Source organism: Parasphingorhabdus sp. NYA22 (genome assembly GCF_976973735.1).
Genome location: NZ_OZ333477.1, coordinates 2,896,208 through 2,918,554, shown reverse-complemented (window position 1 = coordinate 2,918,554; position 22,347 = coordinate 2,896,208). Strand labels below are relative to the sequence as shown.

The 22,347-nt window shown below is 57.7% G+C and carries 25 protein-coding genes; 15 read left to right on the top strand and 10 right to left on the bottom strand.

Translation table 11 applies throughout. The features are described from left to right. Nucleotides 1-4: 4 nt before the first annotated feature. From ACWFTY_RS13955 to ACWFTY_RS13945, 3 genes are all read right to left on the bottom strand, one after another. Complete coding sequence (locus tag ACWFTY_RS13955; RefSeq protein WP_447524791.1) at nucleotides 5-1,630, bottom strand: type II and III secretion system protein family protein; 1,626 nt, start codon at nucleotides 1,628-1,630, stop codon at nucleotides 5-7. Continuing rightward, nucleotides 1,630-2,589, bottom strand: coding sequence for a Flp pilus assembly protein CpaB (gene cpaB, locus ACWFTY_RS13950; RefSeq protein ID WP_447524790.1), 960 nt, complete (start codon nucleotides 2,587-2,589; stop codon nucleotides 1,630-1,632). Before cpaB ends, ACWFTY_RS13955 begins: the two co-directional genes overlap by 1 nt. Before the next feature lie 74 nt (nucleotides 2,590-2,663). After that, nucleotides 2,664-3,146 carry an A24 family peptidase gene (locus ACWFTY_RS13945; RefSeq protein ID WP_447524789.1) on the bottom strand — a complete coding sequence of 161 codons (483 nt, stop codon included), beginning with the start codon at nucleotides 3,144-3,146 and terminating at the stop codon, nucleotides 2,664-2,666. Between the two features lie 93 nt (nucleotides 3,147-3,239). Here ACWFTY_RS13945 and ACWFTY_RS13940 point away from each other — a divergent pair, with 93 nt between their 5' ends. From ACWFTY_RS13940 to ACWFTY_RS13930, 3 genes are all read left to right on the top strand, one after another. Beyond that, nucleotides 3,240-4,208, top strand: coding sequence for an alpha/beta fold hydrolase (locus ACWFTY_RS13940; protein ID WP_447524788.1), 969 nt, complete (start codon nucleotides 3,240-3,242; stop codon nucleotides 4,206-4,208). Then, on the top strand, nucleotides 4,205-5,320 hold the full coding sequence (locus ACWFTY_RS13935; protein WP_447524787.1) for an NAD(P)/FAD-dependent oxidoreductase: 1,116 nt from the start codon (nucleotides 4,205-4,207) through the stop codon (nucleotides 5,318-5,320). The genes ACWFTY_RS13940 and ACWFTY_RS13935 overlap by 4 nt, the downstream gene beginning before the upstream one ends. A gap of 84 nt (nucleotides 5,321-5,404) precedes the next feature. Then, nucleotides 5,405-5,581 (top strand): YegP family protein, encoded by a 177-nt coding sequence (locus ACWFTY_RS13930; protein ID WP_447524786.1) that lies wholly within the window; start codon nucleotides 5,405-5,407, stop codon nucleotides 5,579-5,581. Nucleotides 5,582-5,590: 9 nt separating this feature from the next. Here the strand turns inward: ACWFTY_RS13930 and rnhA are convergent, their stop codons facing one another. The 3 genes from rnhA to ispH are packed head-to-tail and all read right to left on the bottom strand — an operon-like array spanning nucleotide 5,591 to nucleotide 7,967. After that, a complete protein-coding gene (rnhA, locus tag ACWFTY_RS13925) occupies nucleotides 5,591-6,052 on the bottom strand; it encodes a ribonuclease HI (RefSeq protein ID WP_447524785.1) in 462 nt (153 codons plus the stop codon). Further along, on the bottom strand, nucleotides 6,049-7,008 hold the full coding sequence (thrB, locus tag ACWFTY_RS13920) for a homoserine kinase (protein ID WP_447524784.1): 960 nt from the start codon (nucleotides 7,006-7,008) through the stop codon (nucleotides 6,049-6,051). Before thrB ends, rnhA begins: the two co-directional genes overlap by 4 nt. Continuing rightward, the gene (gene ispH, locus ACWFTY_RS13915) at nucleotides 7,008-7,967 is read right to left on the bottom strand and encodes a 4-hydroxy-3-methylbut-2-enyl diphosphate reductase (protein WP_447524783.1); all 960 of its coding nucleotides are present in this window, start codon (nucleotides 7,965-7,967) and stop codon (nucleotides 7,008-7,010) included. Before ispH ends, thrB begins: the two co-directional genes overlap by 1 nt. A 159-nt stretch (nucleotides 7,968-8,126) precedes the next feature. Between ispH and ACWFTY_RS13910 the strand changes: the two genes are divergently transcribed. From ACWFTY_RS13910 to tatC, 9 genes are all read left to right on the top strand, one after another. Beyond that, the gene (locus ACWFTY_RS13910; protein ID WP_447524782.1) at nucleotides 8,127-8,786 is read left to right on the top strand and encodes a hypothetical protein; all 660 of its coding nucleotides are present in this window, start codon (nucleotides 8,127-8,129) and stop codon (nucleotides 8,784-8,786) included. Between the two features lie 69 nt (nucleotides 8,787-8,855). Further along, nucleotides 8,856-10,580, top strand: a complete 1,725-nt coding sequence (argS, locus tag ACWFTY_RS13905) for an arginine--tRNA ligase (protein ID WP_447526901.1) — start codon at nucleotides 8,856-8,858, stop codon at nucleotides 10,578-10,580. A 27-nt stretch (nucleotides 10,581-10,607) separates the two neighbouring features. Further along, a complete protein-coding gene (locus ACWFTY_RS13900; RefSeq protein WP_447524781.1) occupies nucleotides 10,608-11,246 on the top strand; it encodes an SPOR domain-containing protein in 639 nt (212 codons plus the stop codon). A 112-nt stretch (nucleotides 11,247-11,358) separates the two neighbouring features. Further along, the gene (gene nagZ, locus ACWFTY_RS13895) at nucleotides 11,359-12,378 is read left to right on the top strand and encodes a beta-N-acetylhexosaminidase (RefSeq protein ID WP_447526900.1); all 1,020 of its coding nucleotides are present in this window, start codon (nucleotides 11,359-11,361) and stop codon (nucleotides 12,376-12,378) included. Continuing rightward, nucleotides 12,375-13,160 carry a segregation and condensation protein A gene (locus ACWFTY_RS13890; protein WP_447524780.1) on the top strand — a complete coding sequence of 262 codons (786 nt, stop codon included), beginning with the start codon at nucleotides 12,375-12,377 and terminating at the stop codon, nucleotides 13,158-13,160. Before nagZ ends, ACWFTY_RS13890 begins: the two co-directional genes overlap by 4 nt. 34 nt (nucleotides 13,161-13,194) lie before the next feature. Further along, entirely contained in the window at nucleotides 13,195-13,860 is a 666-nt protein-coding gene (gene scpB, locus ACWFTY_RS13885; RefSeq protein ID WP_447526899.1) for an SMC-Scp complex subunit ScpB, read from the top strand. A gap of 25 nt (nucleotides 13,861-13,885) precedes the next feature. Continuing rightward, a complete protein-coding gene (locus ACWFTY_RS13880) occupies nucleotides 13,886-14,116 on the top strand; it encodes a twin-arginine translocase TatA/TatE family subunit (protein WP_447524779.1) in 231 nt (76 codons plus the stop codon). A 35-nt stretch (nucleotides 14,117-14,151) separates the two neighbouring features. Beyond that, nucleotides 14,152-14,520, top strand: a complete 369-nt coding sequence (gene tatB / locus ACWFTY_RS13875; protein ID WP_447524778.1) for a Sec-independent protein translocase protein TatB — start codon at nucleotides 14,152-14,154, stop codon at nucleotides 14,518-14,520. Then, on the top strand, nucleotides 14,517-15,293 hold the full coding sequence (gene tatC / locus ACWFTY_RS13870; protein WP_447524777.1) for a twin-arginine translocase subunit TatC: 777 nt from the start codon (nucleotides 14,517-14,519) through the stop codon (nucleotides 15,291-15,293). Before tatB ends, tatC begins: the two co-directional genes overlap by 4 nt. Nucleotides 15,294-15,388: 95 nt before the next feature. Here tatC and ACWFTY_RS13865 read toward each other — a convergent pair whose 3' ends face one another. Next, complete coding sequence (locus ACWFTY_RS13865) at nucleotides 15,389-15,478, bottom strand: entericidin A/B family lipoprotein (RefSeq protein ID WP_447526898.1); 90 nt, start codon at nucleotides 15,476-15,478, stop codon at nucleotides 15,389-15,391. A gap of 47 nt (nucleotides 15,479-15,525) precedes the next feature. Continuing rightward, the gene (locus ACWFTY_RS13860) at nucleotides 15,526-17,667 is read right to left on the bottom strand and encodes a TonB-dependent receptor (RefSeq protein WP_447524776.1); all 2,142 of its coding nucleotides are present in this window, start codon (nucleotides 17,665-17,667) and stop codon (nucleotides 15,526-15,528) included. A gap of 140 nt (nucleotides 17,668-17,807) precedes the next feature. Here ACWFTY_RS13860 and ACWFTY_RS13855 point away from each other — a divergent pair, with 140 nt between their 5' ends. The 3 genes from ACWFTY_RS13855 to ACWFTY_RS13845 all read left to right on the top strand — a co-directional run bounded on the left by ACWFTY_RS13855 (nucleotide 17,808) and on the right by ACWFTY_RS13845 (nucleotide 20,528). Next, nucleotides 17,808-18,272: a VOC family protein gene (locus tag ACWFTY_RS13855; RefSeq protein ID WP_447524775.1), complete on the top strand. Its 465-nt coding sequence runs from the start codon at nucleotides 17,808-17,810 to the stop codon at nucleotides 18,270-18,272. A 127-nt stretch (nucleotides 18,273-18,399) separates the two neighbouring features. Continuing rightward, a complete protein-coding gene (purT, locus tag ACWFTY_RS13850; RefSeq protein WP_447524774.1) occupies nucleotides 18,400-19,590 on the top strand; it encodes a formate-dependent phosphoribosylglycinamide formyltransferase in 1,191 nt (396 codons plus the stop codon). Nucleotides 19,591-19,829: 239 nt separating this feature from the next. Next, nucleotides 19,830-20,528 carry a glutathione S-transferase family protein gene (locus tag ACWFTY_RS13845; protein WP_447524773.1) on the top strand — a complete coding sequence of 233 codons (699 nt, stop codon included), beginning with the start codon at nucleotides 19,830-19,832 and terminating at the stop codon, nucleotides 20,526-20,528. Nucleotides 20,529-20,547: 19 nt separating this feature from the next. Here the strand turns inward: ACWFTY_RS13845 and ACWFTY_RS13840 are convergent, their stop codons facing one another. Further along, the gene (locus tag ACWFTY_RS13840; RefSeq protein WP_447524772.1) at nucleotides 20,548-21,465 is read right to left on the bottom strand and encodes an AEC family transporter; all 918 of its coding nucleotides are present in this window, start codon (nucleotides 21,463-21,465) and stop codon (nucleotides 20,548-20,550) included. A 21-nt stretch (nucleotides 21,466-21,486) separates the two neighbouring features. Further along, on the bottom strand, nucleotides 21,487-22,338 hold the full coding sequence (locus ACWFTY_RS13835; protein WP_447524771.1) for a crotonase/enoyl-CoA hydratase family protein: 852 nt from the start codon (nucleotides 22,336-22,338) through the stop codon (nucleotides 21,487-21,489). Nucleotides 22,339-22,347: the final 9 nt, after the last annotated feature.

The following is a 22,347-nucleotide window of genomic DNA, read 5'->3' as shown; positions in this document are numbered from 1 at the left end:
GAGCTTATTTGTCGAAACTGAAACCGGGAGCAGTGCCGCCGGACTTCTTGGATTTTTTGGCCGATTGGACCGCAGCCGGGCTCTCCAGGCTGCCAAAGCTCTGGCTTTCCGGGGTCGCTGGAGCCACGCTCGGCTTGGGCCGATCGCCACTGGAACCGCTATGGTTACGGTTCATGAGGAACCGTTCCGCGTCATTGGCGGCCTTGAAGCCGTCGGTCGGCAAAACAATCTCGCTGTCGCTGACCGGTTTTACCAGATATGGCGTAACCACGATCATCAGTTCCGTTTCATTGCGACTATAGCCATCGGACTTGAACAAGGCGCCAAGGATAGGGACATCCGCCAGACCCGGAGTTTTCGCGATTGCCGAGTTGTAGCTATTCTGCATCAGACCGGCGATCATGAAGCTTTCACCAGATCCCAGCTCGACTGTGGTCTCTGCCCGTCGGGTGGATACCGCAGGTATGCTGAAACCGTTGATGATGACGGCGCCGTTGGTGGTTATTTCCGACACTTCCGGTGCAACGCGAATGGAAATCCGGCCGTTAGAGAGCACGGTCGGCGTATAAGACAGGCTTACCCCGTAATTCTTATACTGAACGGAGACTTCACCCAGACCGGTTGAAATAGGAATGGGAAACTCGCCGCCAGCCAGGAAGGTTGCGGTTTCTCCCGAAATGGCGGTCAGATTTGGCGATGCCAATGTGCTGACAAGACCAACGCGCTCGGACACGTCCAAGGCGGTGGCAATGTCGATGCCGAAAAGGCGGCCTGCTGCCTGGATTGTGTTGAGCTCTGAACCGGCGTTATAGTTGAAAGCGGTCCCGCCGGCAGTCACGAACTGGCCGGTTGCGGTGTTGAACGGAAGCGAAACCGAACCTGCGGGCAAGCCAAACAGACTTGATGCATCCAGATTGGGGAATGCCGAGGTGTCGAAATCGGTGATCGAACCGAAACTGCGACCGCGCGATACGCCAAATTGGAAGCCACCGGTTGTATCCCGGGTCAGCAGATTGCCGTTGATTTCTTTCGCCAGCGAACGGCTGACTTCGGCAAAACGGACCTTCAGATTGACTTGCATCGGCGTCGCGGTTTTCAGGCGACTAACGACGCGGGTGGCATCGCCGACAAATGCCTGTACCAGATTTTCAGCTTCCTCCGCATCATCGGGATTGGCGATGGTGCCGGTCAGCAGCACGAAATTGTTGGTCGTGCTGACCGCAATATTCGCTTCTGGCATGGCCAGATTCAGCATCTGGTCAATCGATGAAATTTCTGCACCGACTGCGACTTCCGCCGAATAGATGACTTTCCCGGAGGCGCTGGTAGCGTAAAAGCTGGTCTGACCACCCTTTTTGCCGAAAATATAGATTTGACGCGGTGACCGTACCTGAACATCGGCGATGGCATTTTCAGCGATGAAAATATCTTCGATCGGCGAAGGCAGAGTGATTAACTTGCCACGGCCTACCGCGATGGAAATTCGCGAATCCGGCTGAGATATGTTGACCGACTGGGCGTTAAGCGCAGTGGTGCTGTTGGCAGCCAGAGCCAGGGCGAGAGCGGCGACGACGGTAACGCCGATTGCCTTTTTCGCCGAACGGCTATGCTGTGCATATACTACGGCCATTACTTGTCTCCAAATTCGATGTCATTGACCGTATTGCCACGCGCGACGCGGACGACCGGACCTCTTGGTTTTTCCTTTTCGGCCAGTGGCGGTGGCGAGCGCGTTTCAAAGCGCGACACGTCGCCTCCGGTCGAGAAGGTTGATTTAGTGCTGGTGGGGCGCGCAGCCAGCGAACGGATCATGTCGGCTTCAACAACCGGATCATCCGTTTTCGGCAGCTTGATTGCGCCGGATGCAATGGCTTCTTCCAGTTCGGCAGCGCTGTCGGCGAGCGAACGTAGCGACAGGCTCAATGTGCCCAGCGTCTGGGCAACCGAGATCTGTTCGGCAATTTTCGGTGTGGCTTCGAGAGTGACCAGCTTTGCCTTCTTGGCAATTTGCTGTCCCTCTTCATTGGTGGATGCGGTCACCCGGTTGTCGGTGGCCAGGACCCGCAGGTTGCGGATCACGGTTTCGGAAACCTTGAGCTCGGGACCTTCTCCCTGCACCGACTGGGTCAGCATCAGGTCGACCCGGTCACCCGGGAATACAAAGCCGGCGACGCCGGTCAGACCCGATACGGGAATGGTGACTGCGCGCATGCCAGGGCCGAGCGCAGCAGCAAGGAAGCCGCGATCACCCGGCGCTACGAGAGAGCCTTTGGTAAGCGGCTGGCCGGCGGTGACCGGATTGCGGACAACGGTACCGGCAAGCGTCTCCACGTCGGTGCTTTCCTTCATGAAATAAGCGTCTTCGATCAAATCCTTCGGCCATGGCTGGAACCGGAAACTGTCTGGCGTGATGATCGTGCCAACGGGAAGCGCGCGGGTTGCGACGAGGACTTCTTCGCCCACCACTTCGGCCTTCTTGGCAGCAACTTGTGGCGCGGAGGCACCATCAAACATATTTTTTGCTAGCAACGCCGTAACCGCAGCCACGATCAGTGCGCCAATCAGCAAAATGATTTTCTTCTTTTCCATGACGTCTAACGCCTCCTGAATGCCCCCGCCCAAATGGTTCCATTGGCGGTCATTGCCTCTTTCGAGTAAAATGGTTAAAATATCGTTTGTGAACTATGTCCCGTGATGCCCAGGATCATCCAGAGCCCGGCAAAAGCGATGGCTACCCCGTAAGGAACCTTTATTGGACCTTCGGTCTTTCGGATCGTTTTGCTGATCATCATTAACATCGTCAGCAGACCGCCCGCGATCGACATGATCACCAGCAGTTCCAGAAATGTCAGCCAGTGCATCCACAAAGACAGGGCCGTCAGCAGTTTGACATCACCCCCGCCCATTGCCCCGACCGCGAACATTCCTGCAAATATGGTGAATATGATGGCAGCCAGACCTAATTGCCCGATCATCTCCGGCCAGACGGTCATGCCGCTGGATATCCAGAAGACCGGTGCTCCCAGAGCAATGCCGAGATTCAGCCAGTTCGATATATGGCGGCTTTTGAGATCGGTAATCGCGGCTGCAATCAGTGCAATTGCCAATCCGCCCCAGAGCAAGTAGATGAAGGTTTCGCTATCCATGGACAGACCGTCTAGTTAATTTGCCTTACCAAATAGTAACCATGATTTCCGGAACGGTTTTTGTCCGACCCTGTGACAACGATAAAGCGTGATATGACAGACTTGAAAGACGAGCGCTTTGATCGCCGGTCGGTTCCAGAAGACGCCACGGAAGAGACATGGATCGGTCCGGATGGCTGGGAGTTCCGGAAACTAGACTGGCTGCAGGATGATGGGCCGGGCGGACCGCGAGGCTCCATTCTCTTCATGACCGGCCGGGCCGATTTCTACGAAAAATATCTCGAAACATTTCACGATTTCCACGCGCACGGCTGGAATGTCACTTCGGTCGACTGGCGCGGACAGGGCGGATCGGGCCGTTGCGGGCCGCACCCGCATGTCGGCCATATCGACGATTTCGCGACATGGGTGACGGATCTGGTAGCGGTGTTTGACGACTGGCGTGCCACCCATCTCGGGCCGCATATAGTGCTGGGCCACAGTATGGGCGGGCATCTGGTGTTGCGGGCGATGACCGAGCAGCGCATCCGTCCCGATGCGGCGATATTGAGCGCGCCGATGCTGGCTCCGGCGGGTGGCGGCATGCCGGAGTGGACCGCGCAGCTGGCCGCCAAGATCATGTGCCTCATCGGTCGCGGCGAACGGCGTGCCTGGAAACCGATCGAAAACCCGCTGGAACCCTATGTACCACGCCAGGCTCTACTGACCCATGATGCCGACCGCTATTCGGACGAGTTTTTCTGGTTCCGCGAGCGTCCCTTCGTCCGGCTGGGACCGGCGAGCTGGCGATGGGTGGAACGCGCCTATTCCTCGACCCGATCCTTGCGCAATCGCAAAAGGCTGATGCAAATGGATATACCCGTTCTGGTGCTGGCGACATCGACCGACGAGTTGGTCGATCATCCGACGATCGAGCGTGCCGTGCATCTGATGCCCAAGGCCGAGATGAAGCTCTTTGGTGCGGAATCCGCGCACGAAATTTTCCGTGAAGTTGATGAAGTGCGCGACGATGCACTCGACAGCTGTTTTTCCTTTCTCGACCGTGTGGCCCCTAAAAAATGAAGCAATTTGACGTCATCATAATCGGAGCCGGTATCGCCGGCGCCAGCATCGCCTCCGAAATCGGCGCGGATCGTTCGGTTCTGCTGCTCGAGGCCGAGGATCATCCCGGCTATCATTCGACCGGTCGTTCAGCAGCCTTCTGGACGGAGAGCTATGGCGGTCCGCTGGTGCAGCCGCTGACATCGGCCTCGCAAGAATTTCTGGAAAACCCGCCGTCGGAATTTTCAGAATCCGCTTTTCTTGGCCCGCGCGGTGCGGTCAACATCGGCCGGGACGATCAGCAACATCTGGCCGACCAGTTCCTGAGCGATTTCGCCGAGAGCGGACTGTCCATGGATCGCTGGTCCTGGGAGCAAGCCGTTGCCCTGGTTCCGAATCTGAAGCCGATATGGAAACATGCGGTCCATGAGCCGGATTGCCGTGATATCGATGTGGCCGCCCTGCATGCCGCCTATCTGAGAGATGCGAGACGCAAATCTGTCGAGCTGATCTGCCGGGCGCCGGTAAGCCAGATCCGGAAGAAGGACGGGATATGGGAATTGATCGCCGGAGGTGAATCCTATCGTGCGCCTGTGCTGGTCAACGCGGCAGGTGCCTGGGCCGATGACATAGCGCGGATGGCCGATGTGAAGCCGGTCGGCATCCAGCCTATGATCCGCAATATGGTGCAGATCGAAACCGCCCCGCCTTCAACGCAGGCAACACCGCTGGTCGTTGGACTGGATGGCAGTTTTTACTTCAAGCCGGAAGCCGGCGGCGGCTACTGGCTCAGTCCGCACGACGAAATTCCGTCCGAGCCGGGCGACGTCGCACCCGACGAGATGAGCGTTGCCCTTGCCATCGACCGGTTCGAAAAGGTCATGGACGTAGAGGTTAAGCGGGTCAGCCGGAAATGGGCCGGCTTGCGCAGCTTCGCACCGGACCGGCTGCCGGTGATCGGATTTGACGCCGCAGCCGATGATTTTTTCTGGTTCGCGGGGCAGGGTGGCTTCGGCATCCAGACGGCGCCTGCTGCCGCAAAACTGGCCCGATCCGTGCTGCTGGGACAAGATCCCGACGAAAGCCTTCATGCCGTTGACGCCAGCCTCTACACAGCGTCACGCTTTTCCTAGGAAACATCGTTTTACAACGGGCCGGTTGCGCGGACGGGTGGATTGCGCAATAGTTTGCCCATCCAACAGAAGGAGAGGATGGCAATGGCGCATAAATTTGAAATCTGGAAAGACAAGAAGGGCGAGTTTCGTGTTCGCTTCAAATATAACAGCGAGATCATTTTCGCGACCGAAGGCTATTCCAGCAAGGCGAGCGCCAAAAATGCGATCAGTTCGATCCAGAAAAATGGACCGGATGCCGAGATTGAAGACAATAGCTAGGGACTGACCCTAAAAACTACGGCGATTGGCCACGACGTTCATGGCAGCGTCGCTGGCCAATTGGTCTGCGCGCTCATTGTCAGCGTCGCCAGCGTGGCCCTTGACCCAGTGCCATTCGATATGATGGGGCTCTACCGCCTTTAACAGATCCTGCCAGAGGTCGGCATTTTTGACCGGCTTTCTCGCGGCTGTCCGCCAGCCGTTTTTCTGCCAGCCGAAAATCCACTTGGTAATACCGTCTTTCACATATTTGCTGTCGATCGATAGCTTCACCTTGCAAGGGCGCTTCAGCGCGTTGAGCGCTTCGATCGCGGCGCGCAATTCCATGCGGTTGTTGGTCGTATCCGGCTCACCACCGGATATTTCTTTTTCTGTGTCGCCATGACGGATCAACGCGCCCCAGCCACCCGGCCCGGGATTGCCCTTGCATGCGCCATCGGTGGCGATTTCGACAATTTTCGTCTCGGTCATGCGGTGAAAATATCCTTGTGGGTCTGGTAATATTGCAGCCGGTTGAGAAAGGCCTGCGGGTCCTTGCGCGTCACCAGCGCGCCAGCCGGGGTGTTGATCCAGTCATAGGCCCGTGTCAGCAGAAAGCGCAGAGTTGCACCGCGGGCCAGCAAAGGAAGCGCCTGCCGTTCGGCGTCGCTGATCGGAAAGGCCGATATATAGCCTTCGATCAGCGCTCGGGATATCGGTTCGTGGAAATCCGCGCCATCCTCGGAAAAGCACCAGGCCGCATGGGTCACCGCGAGATCATAGGCGCGGATGTCGGTGCAGGAGAAATAAAAGTCGATCAGCCCGGTCACCCGGTCGTCCAGCATCAGCACATTGTCCGGAAACAGGTCGGCATGAATCGCCGATCGGGGCAGGTCATGCGGCCAATATTTGTCGAGATGGTCGAGTTCTTGCGAAACCGCATCTGCCAGGCTTGGCGCGATTTCGTCGAGCTGTGCGGGGCCACATTGGTCAGCCAGCGTCCGCCAGCCATCGTGATCCATGCTGTTGCGGCGCTCTAGTTCGAAATCCGCAAGGGCCCGGTGCATATCCCCCAAGGCTTTCCCGGTTGCTCGGGCCTGAGCGGTTGTCGGGTGACTTACCGACACCCCTGAGAGAAAGGTGATCAGGCAGGCGCTGCGTCCGCAGAGTTGCTGTATCTTCGTGCCTTCGCGGTCGGCAATCATCGGTGGCACCAGGCAACCGTGTTGCGCTAAGTGATCAAGCAGTTCGATGAAAAATGGCAAGTCCGCCGGATCGACCCGTTTTTCATATAATGTCAGGATGAACTTGTCTTGCGTTGTTTCGAGCAGATAATTGCTGTTCTCCACCCCTTCGGCGATGCCCTTGACGGACACCAGAGTGCCGACATCGAAACGGGTCAGGAACCGGTCGATTTCCTCTGCGCTGACCTTCGTATAGACCGCCATCAGGCCGGTTCGAGTCCGCGCGGCAGTTTGAAGACCATATTTTCCTTGGTGGTCTCGACTTTTTCCTGCTCGATATCGAAATGCTCCTCGAGCAGGCTTATGACTTCGCGCACCAATATTTCCGGTGCCGACGCGCCGGCGGTCAATCCCAGTTTGCTGACACCGTCCAGCCAGGCGAGGTCGATCTCACTGGCCCGCTGAATCAATTTCGCGGTTGCGCCTCCGCGTTCGGCAACTTCTACCAGACGTAGGCTATTGGAACTGTTGGGCGCGCCGATGACCAGAACAAGCTGACAGCTGTCGGCGATTTTTTTCACCGCATCCTGGCGATTGGAGGTGGCGTAGCAAATATCCTCGCCTTTAGGCCCGACAATAGTCGGAAAACGGGCCTGCAGCGCCGCAACGATGGCATGGGTGTCATCGACGGAAAGGGTGGTCTGGGTCAGGAAAGCGAGCGCTTCCGGGTCCGCCGGTTGCAGCGCGTGCACATCGTCCAGCGTTTCAACCAAGGTCATCTGGCCGTCGTCGACCTGGCCGAAAGTGCCGATAACCTCGGGGTGATTGGCGTGACCGACAAAGATGATATGCCGGCCGGCTTCGGTCTGCCGTTCCGCCTGACGATGCACCTTGGACACCAGCGGGCAGGTCGCGTCGAGATATTCCAGCCCGCGTTCTTCCGCTTTATGCGGTACCGCCTTGGGGACGCCATGGGCCGAAAATACCACCGGGACACCGTCGGGCACTTCGTCCAGTTCCTCGACAAATATCGCGCCCAGTTTCTTCAATTCATCGACGACATAGCGGTTGTGGACGATTTCGTGGCGGACATAGACCGGTGCGCCATATTTTTTTATCGCCAGCTCGACGATTTTTATCGCCCTGTCGACGCCTGCACAAAAGCCGCGAGGCGCGGCCACAAGCAAGTCTATCTGCCGTTTCTGCTTATCGGAATGAATCATGTTTTTAGCTCTTAGGGAATAAGTTCACCGGCGAAAAGCCTGTCTGTTCATCTTATGGACGGTTGCACCGCATTAAAGGCCCAGATAAGGGTTGCGAAATTTTTATCGGCGCGCATGGAACCTATGTGTGATGCCCGTGATCAAAGGCAAGGATTGAAAATGATGGCGAATGGCCGGTTGAAAAAGATGATAATGGCAGGGGTCGCGGTTCTGGCCGTTACCGGATGTGCCAAAGAAGGCGCGATCGACTTGAGCTCGGGCGTCGGTATTTCGGTTATCCGCAGCGGTTGCCCGGCGGTTGCGGTTCCCGACCACACCGGCGACATCACGATCTTCAATCCTGCAAGCAGCACCGACGCCAGCGCCATTGATGTGGTCGCCTACATCACCAATGTCCGTACGACCTGCAATAGCGAAAGCGCGCGAATTTACAGCGAAGCGGCATTTGATGTCCATGCATCGCGGATGAATCCAGCCGGTGCCCGTACGGTCACGATCCCCTATTTCTCGACGGTCGTCCAGGGCGGTACTGCCGTGGTCGCCAAGCGGGTCGGTAATGTGACGCTGCAATTTGCCGATGGTGCGTATCGGGCAACGGCCGCAGCCAAGGCTGGTTCCTATGTCGATGCCTCCGCCGCGCGTTTGCCGGACGATGTAATTGAGCGCCTGACTCGCCGCCGCAAGGCCGGTGATCCCGATGCAGCGCTCGATCCGCTGGCCGATCCGACGATCAAGGCGGCGGTTGCGCGGTCTTCGTTCGAAATGCTTGTCGGTTTTCAACTGAGCCAGGCACAGTTACAATATAACGCTACCCGATAGGGTTGCCTCAATTGACGAATGTTCGTGCCTGATCAAATCGGGCCCCTTCTCCTATGACGAATTGAACCCATCATGCTGTTCCACATTTTTCAAAAGCATATTGATGCGATATTGGATGAACTGACCGAAGCGGCAATTCTTCCGGCCGGGATCGACCGGTCGAATGTCACGCTGGAGCCGCCACGCGATCCGTCGCACGGAGATCTGTCGACCAATGCGGCGATGGTCCTGTCAAAGGCAGCGGGCATGAAACCGCGCGATCTGGCGGAGAAAATTGCGGAAAATCTGGGTGCGCTGGATGATGTGCAATCTGTGGACATCGCCGGTCCCGGATTTATCAACCTGCGGGTTGCGGCTCCCGTATTGCTAGGCGAATTGCTCGAAATCGAGCAGCTGGGTCCGGAATATGGCCGGTCGGACAAGGGCAAGGGCATCACCGTCAACATCGAATATGTCTCGGCCAACCCGACCGGACCGATGCACATGGGCCATTGCCGCGGCGCGGTGGTCGGTGATGCGCTGGCCGATCTGCTCGAGGCCGTCGGTAACAAGGTGATCCGCGAATATTATGTCAATGACGCCGGGTCGCAGGTCGACACGCTCGCCCGTTCGGCCCATCTGCGTTATCTGGAAGCGCTCGGTCAGGATATCGGTGCGATACCCGAGGGGCTTTATCCGGGTGATTATCTGAAGCCGGTTGGCGAGGCACTGGCTGCCGAATTTGGCGACAAATATAAAGATGCTGCAGAAGCCGACTGGTTGCTGATCTTCCGCAAGGCGGCGGTTGCCAAGATGATGGACATGATCCGCTCTGATCTTGCCATGCTGGGTATACGGCACGACGTCTTCTCTTCCGAAGCCGAACTGCACGAGGCGGGCAAGGCGGATATTGCCGAAGCCGAGCTGCGCTCCCGCGATCTTGTCTATGACGGGGTGCTGGAGCAGCCCAAGGGCAAGGTGATCGAGGATTGGGAAGCGGTCGAACTGCCGCTGTTCCGTTCGACTCAATTTGGTGATGATCAGGATCGCCCGATCAAGAAATCCAACGGGCGCTGGACCTATTTCGGCGGCGATCTCGCCTATCATTACCAGAAAGCACAATCGGCAGACGAACTGATCGATATCTGGGGTGCCGATCACAGCGGTACGGTCAAGCGGATCAAGGCTGCTGTGGCGGCGCTGACCGGCGGCAAGACCAAATTTGACGTGAAGCTTGTCCAGATGGTGCGCCTGCTGCGCAACGGCGAGCCGGAGAAAATGTCCAAACGCTCCGGCAATTTCGTCACCATCGCCGATATGGTCGAAGAAGTCGGCAAGGACGCCGTGCGTTTCACCATGCTGACGCGCAAGGCCGATGCGCAGATGGACTTTGATTTTGCCAAGGTGATGGAAGCCTCTCGCGACAATCCGGTTTTCTACGTGCAATATGCCCATGCCCGGATCCAGTCGATGCTGCGCAAGGCGGCAGACGAAGGGGTGATGCCTTCCGCCGATCATCTCGACCGGCTTGGTGAAGAGGAAATGGACCTCATCAAAATGGCGGCGCAATTTCCGCGGATCATCGAATCGGCGGCCGCATCGCGTGAGCCCCACCGAGTCGCATTCTATCTGAACGACCTCGCAGCCGCATTTCACGCCTATTATAATCTCGGCAATGACCGGCCTGACAAGCGGATCATAATGGTTAACGACCCGGAAATGACTTCTGCGAGGCTTTTCTTAGCCAAGAATATAGGGCAGACTGTGAAGAACGGTCTTGCATTGATGGGCGTAGAGGCCGCAGAATCGATGTGATCAGCCCTTTGGCTAACGGAGCAAAACATGTCAGACACCACCCGCGATAATCTTGATCTCGATGACGAAGATCGTCTGCCCTGGCTGGAATCGGCGGAAGATTATGACGACGACGGTGAATATTCGCCGGTCCGTGTGGCATTGTTCGTCGGTGTCGGCTTGCTTCTCTTGGCGGCAATTGTCGGCGGCATCTACTGGCTGCAGAACCGCGATGGTGGCGGGCTCGATGGCAGTGGCGAACTGATCGCAGCGCAGGAAGGCGATTACAAGGTTCGTCCTGACGATCCGCAGGCAAGGAAATTTGAAGGCGAGGGCGATGCCAGCTTCGCCGCCAGCGAAGGTCAGGAAACACCGGCACAAATGGGTGATCCGGTCGCAACCGAGGCACCGATCCGCAAATCCGACGCGGCGCCAGCCGCAGATGCTGCAGGGAGCGCCCTGATCCAGCTAGGTGCGTTCAGCTCTGCCAGCCTCGCGGATAGCAGCTGGTCCGGCTATGCCCGCCGGTTTGAATCGATCGGCTCGCTGCCGAAGAAGGTCATCCCCGGCAATCTGGATGGTGGTACGATTTACCGGCTGAACGCGGTCGCACCAAGTCGTGAGGCGGCCCAGGAGATATGCAATAATCTCAAGGCCGCTGGCGAAAGCTGCCTGGTCGTTCGCTGATTTTGCCGCAATAGACGGTTGAAGCGCTGTGGATAACGGCGCTTTCGCCTTTACGCGGCTGCGAAACAGCGCGAGTATAAGACATGTTGCGTGAGAAGAGTTCATCATGGCTATGACACCGGCGGTATTCGGAATTTCGGGTCTGAGCCTGGTCCCCGCTGAAAAATCATTTTTCCGCGATAGCGATCCTGCGGGCTATATCATCTTCGGTCGCAATATCGAAAGCAAGGCGCAATTGCGGGCGCTGACCGACGAGCTGCGCGCGATCCATGGCCGCGATGATCTGGCGATCCTGATCGATCAGGAAGGCGGTCGCGTAGCGCGGATGCAGGAGCCGCTCTGGCCCAAATTCCCCGCCGGGGAAGTTTTCGACAAGCTCTACGACATTGCCCCGGCGACCGCGATCGAAGCGGCGCGGCTCAATGCCCAGGCGATTGCGGTCACCCTCAGCGAAGTGGGGATCACCGTCGATTGCCATCCGTTGCTCGATGTCCGCCAGCCGGACGCCAATAACGTCATCGGCGACCGCGCTCTGGGCAGCGAACCGATGCGGGTTGCGGCTCTGGGCCGGGCGATTCTGGACGGCTTGCAGCGCGGCGGTGTGGTCGGTGTGGTCAAGCATTTGCCGGGCCATGGCCGGACCAGCGTTGATACGCATAAGGCTTTGCCGACAGTAACCGCCAGCGACGAGGAGCTTGAGCTTGATCTCGCTCCGTTCCAGATGCTGAACAAGGCGCAAATGGGCATGACCGGTCATTTGTTGTTTACGGCGTGGGATGCGGAAACGCCGTCGACCCTGTCGAAAACCGTTGTGCAGGATATCATCCGCGACCGGATCGGTTTTGACGGTCTGCTGTTCACCGACGATCTGGATATGGAGGCGCTCTCCGGCACGGTTCCGGAGCGGGCCGAACGGGCCCAGGCTGCGGGCTGCGACATCGCGCTCAATTGCTGGGCCAGAATGGACGATATGACCGGGATTGCCGAACGGCTGGCACCGATGTCCGAAAAAACCCAGCAAAGGCTGGATGACGCAATGGCGACCATTGCCGGCATGACAGCTCCCGACCACCCGGATGAACTGGCCAGCTTGCTCGCCCGGCGCGACGGGCTGATGGCAGCGGTAGCATGAGCGACGAGCCCCAGGATGAAGGGTTCTTCTTCCCGCCCGAGCCGGCGGCATCCGACGAAGGGTCGCTGACCCTCAATATCGACGGCTGGGAAGGGCCGCTTGATCTGTTGCTCGCGCTGGCCCGCAACCAGAAAGTCGATTTGCGCGAGATATCGATCCTCGAGCTGGTCCAGGAATATCTCAAATATATCGCCAGCGCCCAGACGCTGCGGCTGGAACTGGCCGCCGATTATCTGGTAATGGCGGCCTGGCTGACTTATTTGAAATCCGGACTGCTGCTGCCCCGTGATCCTGAAATCGAGCCATCGCCCGAAGAGCTGGCGCTGCGGTTGCAGATGCGGCTGGAGCGGCTGAACGCGATGCGGGAATCCGGTGCGCGTCTGCTGGCACGGGACCGGATCGGTCGCGACGTCTTCATGCGCGGTGCTCCGGAGGGGCTGCGGGTCGTGAAGGAGCGGCAGTGGCAGGCCGAATATTATGACCTGATTGCCGCTTATGCCCGCGTAAAGGTTCGCGGGGCGCCGGCAATCCATATTGTCCGGCAGCGGATGGTGATGACGCTGGAGGATGCGCTGACCCGGGTGTCGCTGATGCTCGGAGAAGCAATCGACTGGATGGATATCCGGCATTTTCTGCCCCCCGGCGCGCCGCCCGAATTGCGCAAATCGGCGCTAGCGTCCAGTTTTCTGGCGACACTGGAACTCGCCCGGCAAGGGAAGCTGATATTGCAGCAGGAAGAAAGTTTTTCACCGCTCAGAATAAAGGCGACGACCCATGGGTGAACATGACATCGAAGACAGCAGCCTGATTGATCCGATGCCCGAGGCCATGGATATCGGCAAGCGTGCGGTCGAGGCGACGCTTTTTGCCTCCGAAAAGCCGATGACGATCGCCGATATCAAGGCCTATGTCGGTGAAGAGCTGGATATCCGCCAGATATTGGACGACCTGCAAGAGGATTTTCAGCATCGCGGTATCGTCCTGATCAAAACCGGCGACCGCTGGCATTTCCAGACCGCGCAGGATCTTTCGCATCTTTTGCGCCGCGAACGGGCGGAAATGCGCAAGCTCAGCCGTGCCGGCATGGAGACGCTGGCGATCATCGCCTATCATGAACCGGTCAGTCGCGCTGAAATCGAGGCAATAAGGGGCGTTCAGGTCGCCAAGGGCACGCTCGATGTGCTGATGGAAGCAGGATGGGTGCGCCCGGCGGGCCGGCGCGAAGTGCCGGGACGGCCACTGATTTACGCCACCACAGCAGAATTCCTCACCCATTTCGGATTGCAAAGTCGCAAGGATCTGCCGGGTATCGAGGACCTGAAAGCCGCAGGATTGCTGGACCCCGTCGACCTTGTGCTGGAGCAAATGGAACTGGACGCAGAAGCAGAATCGGAAGTGGATCAGGCCGCTGAAGAGTCCGTAGAGCGAGAATTCGTAGATGATGATGGTGTTTTGCTGGAAAACGAGATTGAAAGCGCTTAAATAGAGCGCTTAAGGAGAATATCGCATGCAACCGAGTGTTTGGCAGATTTTAATTGTAGCGGCGCTGGTTCTGGTTCTGTTTGGCCGTGGCCGGATTTCTGAAATGATGGGTGATGTCGGCAAAGGCATCCGTTCCTTTAAAAAGGGCATTACCGAGGAAGAAGCGGACGCTGCCACCCCCCCTCCGAAGATTGACAGCAAGACCGGCGACAGGTCAGCCGATAACAGCAAGACCGCAGATAAAACGGCTGTTTGATCAGGCCGGCCTCTGGACTTAGGGCCGCATGATATATGTTTGACCTTTCCATATCCGAGATCGCGATTATCGCGATTATTGCCGTTGTCGTAATCGGCCCCAAGGAATTGCCGCGCGCCCTGGCGACGGCAGGAAAATGGATGGCCAAAGGACGCGGCGTGATGGCCAATTTCCGTACCGGGCTTGATGCCATGGTCCGCGAAGCCGAGCTTCAGGAAATGGAAAAGAAATGGGCGTCCGAAAACGAACGGATCATGAGCGAACATCCCGCGCTTCCCGATGACAGCGCGGCGGATGAACCGAAGATGGAACCGCTGGCCGGACCTCCCGCAGATATTTCCGAACCACCTGTTTCTTCAGAGGGCCGGGCCGAGTTTCCGCCGGTGGATGATTCCAAGCCGTGAACGATCAAAGCAAGCCGGATCTTGATGAAAGCAAGGCGCCGCTGATCGAGCATCTGATCGAGCTGCGTCAGCGGCTTCTATGGTCGGTAGCAGCGCTGACCGTGGCATTTCTGATCAGCATATTTTTCGCCGACGAGATTTTCGGGATATTGGTGCAGCCGCTGACCGATGCCTTCCCCGCCGGCGAAGGCAAGATCATTTACACCAAGCTTTACGAAGCCTTTTTCGTCGAGATCAAGGTTGCGATGTTCGCGGCCTTTTTCCTCGCTTTTCCGATCATTTCCAATCAGCTGTGGGCCTTTGTCGCGCCAGGGCTCTACGCAAAAGAGAAAAAGGCATTTCTGCCCTTTCTGATTGCCACACCACTATTGTTCATGGCGGGCGCATCGCTTGCTTATTTTATCGTCATGCCGACCGCGTTCAAATTCTTTCTGGGATTTGAAGGACCGGTTGGCGGCCTGCAGCAGGAAGCCTTGCCGGCGATGGGCGACTATCTGTCGCTGGTGATGCAGTTCATTCTGGCCTTCGGCGTGTGTTTCCAGTTGCCGGTGCTGCTGCTGTTGCTCAACCGGGCGGGAATCGTAAGCAGAGAGCAGTTAAGGGGCATGCGCCGCTATATGGTTGTCGGGGCTTTTGCTCTGGCCGCGATCCTGACCCCACCGGATGTGGTGTCGCAGCTGATGCTCGGTATTCCGCTGATCCTGCTTTATGAAATCTCGCTACTGATCATGTGGATCACCGAGCGGAAGAAGAGCAAAGAAATCACACCCTGAGCGGTATTGAATAGCTTGATGGGTTAGTGGTGAGCTTGTCGAACCACGCCTCTCCTGTGAGAGGTGCACTTCGACAAGCTCGGAGCTAATAGCGATCAGTCAATCGCGTCCTGGCCGGCTTCGCCAACCGACTCAATGTCCTTGCCGACACCTTTGACGGTCGCGCAGGCGCTGAGGAGAACCATTGTAGAAATCAAGATCGCTGCGGTAATTTTCTGCATATCAAAATATCCTAAAAACTGAACTTTGCACTGACGCGAATATCACGACCGGACAGAGGTACATAGTCTTTAGTGAACGACGCATGACGGCGGGCATTGACGTCGAAAATATTATTGGCCGAGGCGAGGAGGGTAACCCCGCCATCCTTGCCGAACGGACGCCATGCTGCTGATGCATTGACCATGGTAAAGCTGTCGGTCGCGGTTTCAAAGGCCGCAACCCTGTTCTGGTCGTCGGACCATTCGACTTCTGCGCGCAAGTCGAGATTGTCGCTATGCGCCTTGAGCCCGCCCAGCAGCCGCAGCGGCGGGATACGCGGAACCGCGCCGCCGCCATTGTTGATCTTGGCCCTGACATAGTCGGCCACGCCGTCGGCGATAAAGTCGAAACCGCCTGCTCGCGCGAACATCACCGATGCCGAGGCTTCGAAGCCATAATAGGTCGCATCGCGCTGGAAATATTGGAAGACGGGCAGTCCGTCTTGCTCCGCACCGGTTTCCGTCTCGAAAATATAATCGTCGAAGAAATTGGCATAGGCGGTCGCGCTAAGCTGGACATTGTCGCCATCCCAGCGGGCATATAGCTCGCCACCCCAGCTTTTCTCGGTGGTGAAGTCCGCATTGCCGATTTCATAGGCCTGGGTAGCGATATGCGGTCCGTCGGAGAGCAGCTCTTCTGCCGAGGGCGCACGTTCCGACCGGGAAATATTGGTGCCGATCTTCAGGGCGCTGTCATCGGGAGCATAGGCCAGGCCGATGGCGCCGGACAATGTGTTGAAGCTGCGGTCAAAGCTGATGCTGTTGGCGGCAATGTCGGTCTGTTCAACGCGCATCGCGCCTTCCACTTCCCAATTGCCGAGATCAACTTCCTGAACGGTGAACAGCGCCCAGCTTTCCAGACTGTTCTTGGGCACGAAGGCTTCTGCGCCGACAGCGTTGAAATCGCGGACCAATACCTGTGTCCCGATCACGCCGCGCCAGCCGTCATGATCCGCCTGCACCAGTTCAGCGCGAGCCTCTATACCCGAAACGGAAAAGACGGTGCCGATCTCGTCACCCTCGAATTCGGTATGTTCATAGTCGGAATAGCCGGCGCGGAAATTGAGAGATTCGAAAAATCCGCCCATATTAACGCCGCCGCGCAGGTCGGCGCGGTATTGCTTCAGGCCGATGGTGACCGGGCCCTCTTCCTCATGGCCTTCCTCTTCTTCCTCACCTTCTTCGCCGTGCGCATGTTCGGTACCGGGGCGCGCAGGAACGCCATAATCCGTGTCATAATAGCTCACCGAAAAACCAAGATTCCCGCCATCGTCAATATAGGCGATCCCGGCACCTGCGGTCTGGGTGCGGCTCGCAGTATTGGCGATCCGGCCGGACTGGTTAGCGGTTTCGGTCAGCTCTTCTGCTTCGTCCAGATGGCCCTCTTCGGTTTCTTCAGCGGCCTGAGCCAGCACTTCTGCGCGCAGCGCAGGGGCGAGAACATATCCAGGTATATTCACATCACCGGTGTCGCGGAAGCTGCCGTCAGCGTGGATCACCAGCTTGGATGTCAGGGGTACGTCGACCGATCCGGCGATGCTCCAGTCGTCCGCAGCGCTGCCATAGCCGCCAATCGCGTCGACATGAACGGCATCGTCCGGAATGTCGCGGGGAATACGCTTGTCGATCACGTTGACCGCGCCGCCGATGGCGTCACCGCCAAACAGGAGCACCGCGGGGCCGCGCAGCACTTCGACCCGCTGAGCGGTCAGCGGGTCGATGGTGACTGCGTGGTCGACCGAAGTATTGGATGCATCCAGCGAACCGATTCCGTCCGTCAGCACGCGAACGCGTGGTCCCTGGAAACCGCGCAGCACAGGACGCGATGACCCGGGGGCAAAGGAAGTCGACGACACGCCGGGCAGGCCGGTCAGGCTGTCGCCAATCTGGCCGCGGAGATTTTCTGCCAATTCATCACCCGTCAGGACAGAAGTACCGGCTAATATGTCGAGCTGGTCGACATAGGGAGCGGTGACGACGATCATGTCGTCATTGTGAAAATCGTCGGACAGTCCTTTGCTGCGCTGTTCGGCGCTATTATCTTGTTGAGCGAAGGCCGGAGCGGCTGGCAATGCCAGGATTGCGGCGGAAATCAGGAATTTTCTATGGGACAAGACTATCTCTTCTCTGCTGGAGGTGGGAATTGGCTGTCGGATAGGTGTAATGATATAATATATCAATAAGTAATTGCGCGGACTCGGCAAAATGAGTGGAATATGCTATAAACGGCTCTTAATCTGAGTGGAGAGTGATGATGGCAGAGTGGAAAGAAGACGGATATCACAGCGTCACACCTTATCTCACAGTGGATGATGCCGAAGAAGCGATCAAATTCTATGCCGATGCCTTTGGTGCGACCGAGCAGATGCGCCTGCCGATGGGCGACAAGATCGGCCATGCCGACCTGCTGATTGGTGACAGCCATATCATGTTGTCGGATGAATTTCCCGAGATGGACAAGCTGGGCCCCAACAAGCGGGGCGGTGCGACCGCGAGCCTGATGATCTATGTGCCCGATGTCGATGCGGCCTTCGCCAAGGCCGTTGCAGCGGGTGCCGAAATCGTGCGTCCGGTGGAAGATCAGTTTTACGGTGACCGTTCCGGCTGGGTGAAAGATCCGTTCGGGCACGAATGGACCTTGTCGACTCATGTCGAGGATGTCTCGGAAGAGGAAATGGGCCGCCGGATGGCAGAGATGATGGCGGGCGAGGGAGCTTAGTCACCATCGTCATCCTGAACTTGTTTCAGGACCGCCTCACTCTTGTCACCAACTCCCGGTAGAGACGCCCGAGGTCCTGAAACAAGTTCAGGATGACGGGGCTGCTGGCTTTGGCTATGGCCAGTCCATGACCTACACCAAAAAAATTCTCCTCCTCGGCTCCGGCGAACTGGGCCGCGAATTCACCATTTCGGCCAAGCGGCTTGGTGCTTATGTTATTGCATGCGATGCCTATGATGATGCCCCCGCCATGCAAGTGGCAGACGCCCGCGAAATTTTCTCGATGCTCGGCGGCGAGAAACTGCGCGCGGCGATTGAAAAGCATCAGCCCGATTTAATTGTTCCCGAGGTCGAGGCGATTCGCACCGAAATTCTCGCCGAGATGGAGGCAGAGGGCTTTCATGTCGTGCCATCGGCTCGCGCCACGCAGCTGACAATGAACCGCGACGCGATCCGCGATGTCGCGGCCAAGGACTTGGGCCTGACCACCTCGCGCTACCATTATGCCGAAAGCTTTGGCGAAGTCGCCAGCGCGGCGGATGACATCGGCCTGCCGCTGGTGATCAAGCCGGTGATGTCCTCCTCCGGCAAAGGACAGAGCAAGGTCGACAGCGCCGATAAGCTGGAAGAGGCGTGGGACTATGCCGTCGCCAATATGCGCGGCGACCGGGCGCGGGTAATTGTCGAGCAATTCATCGACTTTGATTACGAAATCACTCTGCTGACCGTGCGGACGCGCGACGGCATCCTCTTCTGTCCGCCGATCGGTCACAGGCAGGAACGCGGTGACTATCAGGAAAGCTGGCAACCGGCGGCGATGACCGATGCGGCTCTAGCCACCGCGCAGGATATGGCGCGCAAGGTCGTCGAAAATCTCGGTGGCGGCGGCAAGGGCTGGGGCCTGTTCGGGGTCGAATTCTTCGTCACCAAGCAGGGCGAGGTCATCTTCTCCGAACTCAGCCCGCGACCGCATGACACCGGCATGGTCACCTCTATCGGCCAGAATCTCAGCGAATTCGACCTCCACGCCCGCGCCATCATGGGGCTTCCCGTCCCGCATATCGCGTTAACCGCACCAGCCAGCGCCAGCGCGGTGATCCTGGCGGATCGGGACAGCGAGCAGTTTGAATTTACCGGCATGGCGGAAGCGCTGGCGCTGGGCAGTGAAGGCGCAGAAGTGGACGTGCGGATATTCGGCAAGCCGGTGACCCGGCCCTATCGGCGGATGGCGGTTGCACTGGCGACCGGAGCGGATACGGATGCTGCGCGGAAACTGGCGAAGCAGGCGGCCGATGCGGTCGAGATTAAATATAAGTGAGTTGAAAAGCCTCTTTTCCCTTCTCCCGTGAGGGAGAAGGATACAAAGCCTTGCTGAGGAACGAAACCAGGCGATGTTGGATGAGGGCGAACTGCGCTTCTGATCACAGAACACCCTCGTTCAGTTACGCCTAGGCAGCAAGCTGCCAAATCTCCGCATCCGTCTTCCTCACGGGAGAGGGCTTTCAAATATCAAATTAATCCGCCAAAGACCTTCCAAACTTTAGGAGAAAACACCCCATGACCGCATCTCTCGTCCTCTATGGCTCGCCTCTGTCTCCCTTCCAGCGCAAGGTCGAGGCGGTGATGGCGCTCAAGGGACTCGATTATGATTGCGAGGACGTCAACGTCATGGGCATGCCGGACTGGTACAAGGCAATCAGCCCGCTCGGCCGCATTCCTTCGCTGCGTGACCGCGAAATTGCCGAAGACGGCCCTGCCGGGACGATTACCGACAGCTCGGCGATTTGTGGCTATCTGGAAAAGCGGCAGCCGGAACCGGCAGTCTATCCCGCCGATGCATTCGACCATGGCCGCGCGCTCTGGCTCGAGGAATATGCAGATACCGGCATGGCAATGGCTGGCGGTATGGGCGTGTTCAGGCCGATTATCTTCAATCTGTTGCAGCGCAAGGAGCCGGATATCGAAACCGCTCGCAAGACCTGGAATGAAAAATTGCCGCCGCTTTACGACTATCTTGAAGCGCAGCTCGATGGCCACTCCCATTTCATTGGCGATACGATTACGATTGCCGATATCGCAGTCGCCGCACAGATCGCCCAGACGGATATGCTGGCCGGTCTGCCCGACAAATCCCGCTGGCCGGCGCTGGTCGCCCATTATCAAGCGATGAGAGCGCATGACTGTTTTCAGCGCAACAATACCGGCTGCGACAGAATTCTCGCGAAACTGGTAACTGAGAAATTTGACCTGAGCTAGAGATTGTAAGGTGGGCTTCTCAGCCTACGGTCAGCAGATAGAGCGCGTAGATTGCGGGCATGCTCAGAACCGAAAAGACGGTCTGCACCGCGACCAGATTGGCGGATAAAGCAGCGTCGCCGCCCAGCTGTCTCGCCAAAATATAGCCGCTGCTCGCGGTTGGCGTGGCGGCGGCGATCATGACAATCGCAAGACTGTCTGCCTGAAGGCTGAGCATCAATCCTGCAGCCAGTGCCACCAGCGGCAAGCCAAGCAGGCGCACGGCTGACCATGTCAAAGTGGTGTGGCCCGCCCGCTTGAACGCCTCGAGATCAACCGCCGCGCCGACCACGAGAAGGCCGAGCGCAAGCGTGGCCTGACCCAATATATCGAGCGTTTTTTCGGCAATGCCGGTGGGCGCAATGCCCAGCAGATTGAGCGCGATGCCGATCACGCAACCGATGATCAGCGGATTGCGGATCATATCCATCATTACATGCGGCTTTTTTGTCCCGGTGTCCTCGGCGAAATGGGTCAGGGCCAGCACCGAGATGACATTGGCCGTCGGTGTCAGCACCGCGACCGCAATCGCCATTAGCGCCAGTCCCGGTTCGCCGAACAGGGCGCTGGCCATGGACAGGCCGACGAAAGTGTTCCAGCGGACATTGGACTGGATGATTGACCCTTTTCGCGGTCCGTCATCGGCGCGTTTGGCGAACAGCCCGAATATCGCGAGCGTCAATTGCGAGCCAATCAGCACCAATATCATCGCCCAGGGGGCAGTATCGAAAGATGCGGTGGCCAGAACATTGATGATCAGTGCCGGGAAAAATATGAAATAGACTAGCCTTTCGATCGCGCGCCAGCCATCGGCGGGCAGGAAATTCCTGTGCGCCAGCAGCCAGCCCAGAGCGGTGATCAGGACCACCGGGATCAGGGCATATACAAAATTTATCATCGATGGATCGCGCGCGCGAAACTACAATGCTGTGGTTCTGAGAGGCAACAGATCGGGAAAGTCCGGCTCGCGCTTCTCGCCCATGGCGGCGACCGCTTCCTGAATATGCGAAGGCGGGAACATACCTGCGTTCCAGACGCCGATATAGTCCAGCGTATCCGCCGTATTATGATCGCGACCATAGTTGATCAGGACCTTGCAACCCGTGACCGCCAGCGGCGATTTGGAGGCGATTTCTTTTGCGGTTGCCATGACATAAGCGAGACATTCTTCCTGCGTCTCGAACACATCGTTGACCAGTCCGATTTCCTTCGCCTTGGCGGCGTCTATCCGGCGGCCGGTGTAAGCCATTTCCTTGACCCAGCCCTCGGGGATATAGCGTTGCAGGCGCGGGAAGGTGCCGACATCGGCTGTCATACCGATATTGGTTTCCTGAATGCAGAAAATCGCATCCTTGGTGCACCAGCGGATGTCACCGGCGCTGATCATGTCGATCGCGCCGCCGATGACGCCACCGTGAAGCGCGAATAATACGGGTATGCGCGCTTCTTCCAGCGCGTTGAAACTGTGCTGGATGCGTTTGACGTTGGAACGGAACATTTCCGCGATCACATGCTTGTCTGCGGCATCGATTTTGTTGTTCGGTTGCGGCGCGAAAACCGACAGGTCCATGCCGGCGGAAAAATGCTTTCCGGTAGAGCTGATCACAATGACCCGCGCGCGCGCATTGATATCGATATCCTCGACGATTTCCGGCAGATCATTCCAGAATGCCCGGTTCATGCTGTTGAGTTTTTCCGGGCGGTTCATCCGGATATGAGCGATGCCATTGTCTATTTCGACATCGAAACATTCATATTTTTTCTCGAGCATGTTGTTATC

Coding starts and splice junctions, on each gene's coding strand:
- ACWFTY_RS13955 (WP_447524791.1), bottom strand. CDS start 1,630: ATGGCCGTAGTATATGCACAGCATAGCCGTTCGGCGAAAAAGGCAATC.
- cpaB (WP_447524790.1), bottom strand. CDS start 2,589: ATGGAAAAGAAGAAAATCATTTTGCTGATTGGCGCACTGATCGTGGCT.
- ACWFTY_RS13945 (WP_447524789.1), bottom strand. CDS start 3,146: ATGGATAGCGAAACCTTCATCTACTTGCTCTGGGGCGGATTGGCAATT.
- ACWFTY_RS13940 (WP_447524788.1), top strand. CDS start 3,240: ATGACAGACTTGAAAGACGAGCGCTTTGATCGCCGGTCGGTTCCAGAA.
- ACWFTY_RS13935 (WP_447524787.1), top strand. CDS start 4,205: ATGAAGCAATTTGACGTCATCATAATCGGAGCCGGTATCGCCGGCGCC.
- ACWFTY_RS13930 (WP_447524786.1), top strand. CDS start 5,405: ATGGCGCATAAATTTGAAATCTGGAAAGACAAGAAGGGCGAGTTTCGT.
- rnhA (WP_447524785.1), bottom strand. CDS start 6,052: ATGACCGAGACGAAAATTGTCGAAATCGCCACCGATGGCGCATGCAAG.
- thrB (WP_447524784.1), bottom strand. CDS start 7,008: ATGGCGGTCTATACGAAGGTCAGCGCAGAGGAAATCGACCGGTTCCTG.
- ispH (WP_447524783.1), bottom strand. CDS start 7,967: ATGATTCATTCCGATAAGCAGAAACGGCAGATAGACTTGCTTGTGGCC.
- ACWFTY_RS13910 (WP_447524782.1), top strand. CDS start 8,127: ATGATGGCGAATGGCCGGTTGAAAAAGATGATAATGGCAGGGGTCGCG.
- ACWFTY_RS13900 (WP_447524781.1), top strand. CDS start 10,608: ATGTCAGACACCACCCGCGATAATCTTGATCTCGATGACGAAGATCGT.
- nagZ (WP_447526900.1), top strand. CDS start 11,359: ATGACACCGGCGGTATTCGGAATTTCGGGTCTGAGCCTGGTCCCCGCT.
- ACWFTY_RS13890 (WP_447524780.1), top strand. CDS start 12,375: ATGAGCGACGAGCCCCAGGATGAAGGGTTCTTCTTCCCGCCCGAGCCG.
- scpB (WP_447526899.1), top strand. CDS start 13,195: ATGCCCGAGGCCATGGATATCGGCAAGCGTGCGGTCGAGGCGACGCTT.
- ACWFTY_RS13880 (WP_447524779.1), top strand. CDS start 13,886: ATGCAACCGAGTGTTTGGCAGATTTTAATTGTAGCGGCGCTGGTTCTG.
- tatB (WP_447524778.1), top strand. CDS start 14,152: ATGTTTGACCTTTCCATATCCGAGATCGCGATTATCGCGATTATTGCC.
- ACWFTY_RS13865 (WP_447526898.1), bottom strand. CDS start 15,478: ATGGTTCTCCTCAGCGCCTGCGCGACCGTCAAAGGTGTCGGCAAGGAC.
- ACWFTY_RS13855 (WP_447524775.1), top strand. CDS start 17,808: ATGGCAGAGTGGAAAGAAGACGGATATCACAGCGTCACACCTTATCTC.
- purT (WP_447524774.1), top strand. CDS start 18,400: ATGACCTACACCAAAAAAATTCTCCTCCTCGGCTCCGGCGAACTGGGC.
- ACWFTY_RS13845 (WP_447524773.1), top strand. CDS start 19,830: ATGACCGCATCTCTCGTCCTCTATGGCTCGCCTCTGTCTCCCTTCCAG.
- ACWFTY_RS13840 (WP_447524772.1), bottom strand. CDS start 21,465: ATGATAAATTTTGTATATGCCCTGATCCCGGTGGTCCTGATCACCGCT.
- ACWFTY_RS13835 (WP_447524771.1), bottom strand. CDS start 22,338: ATGCTCGAGAAAAAATATGAATGTTTCGATGTCGAAATAGACAATGGC.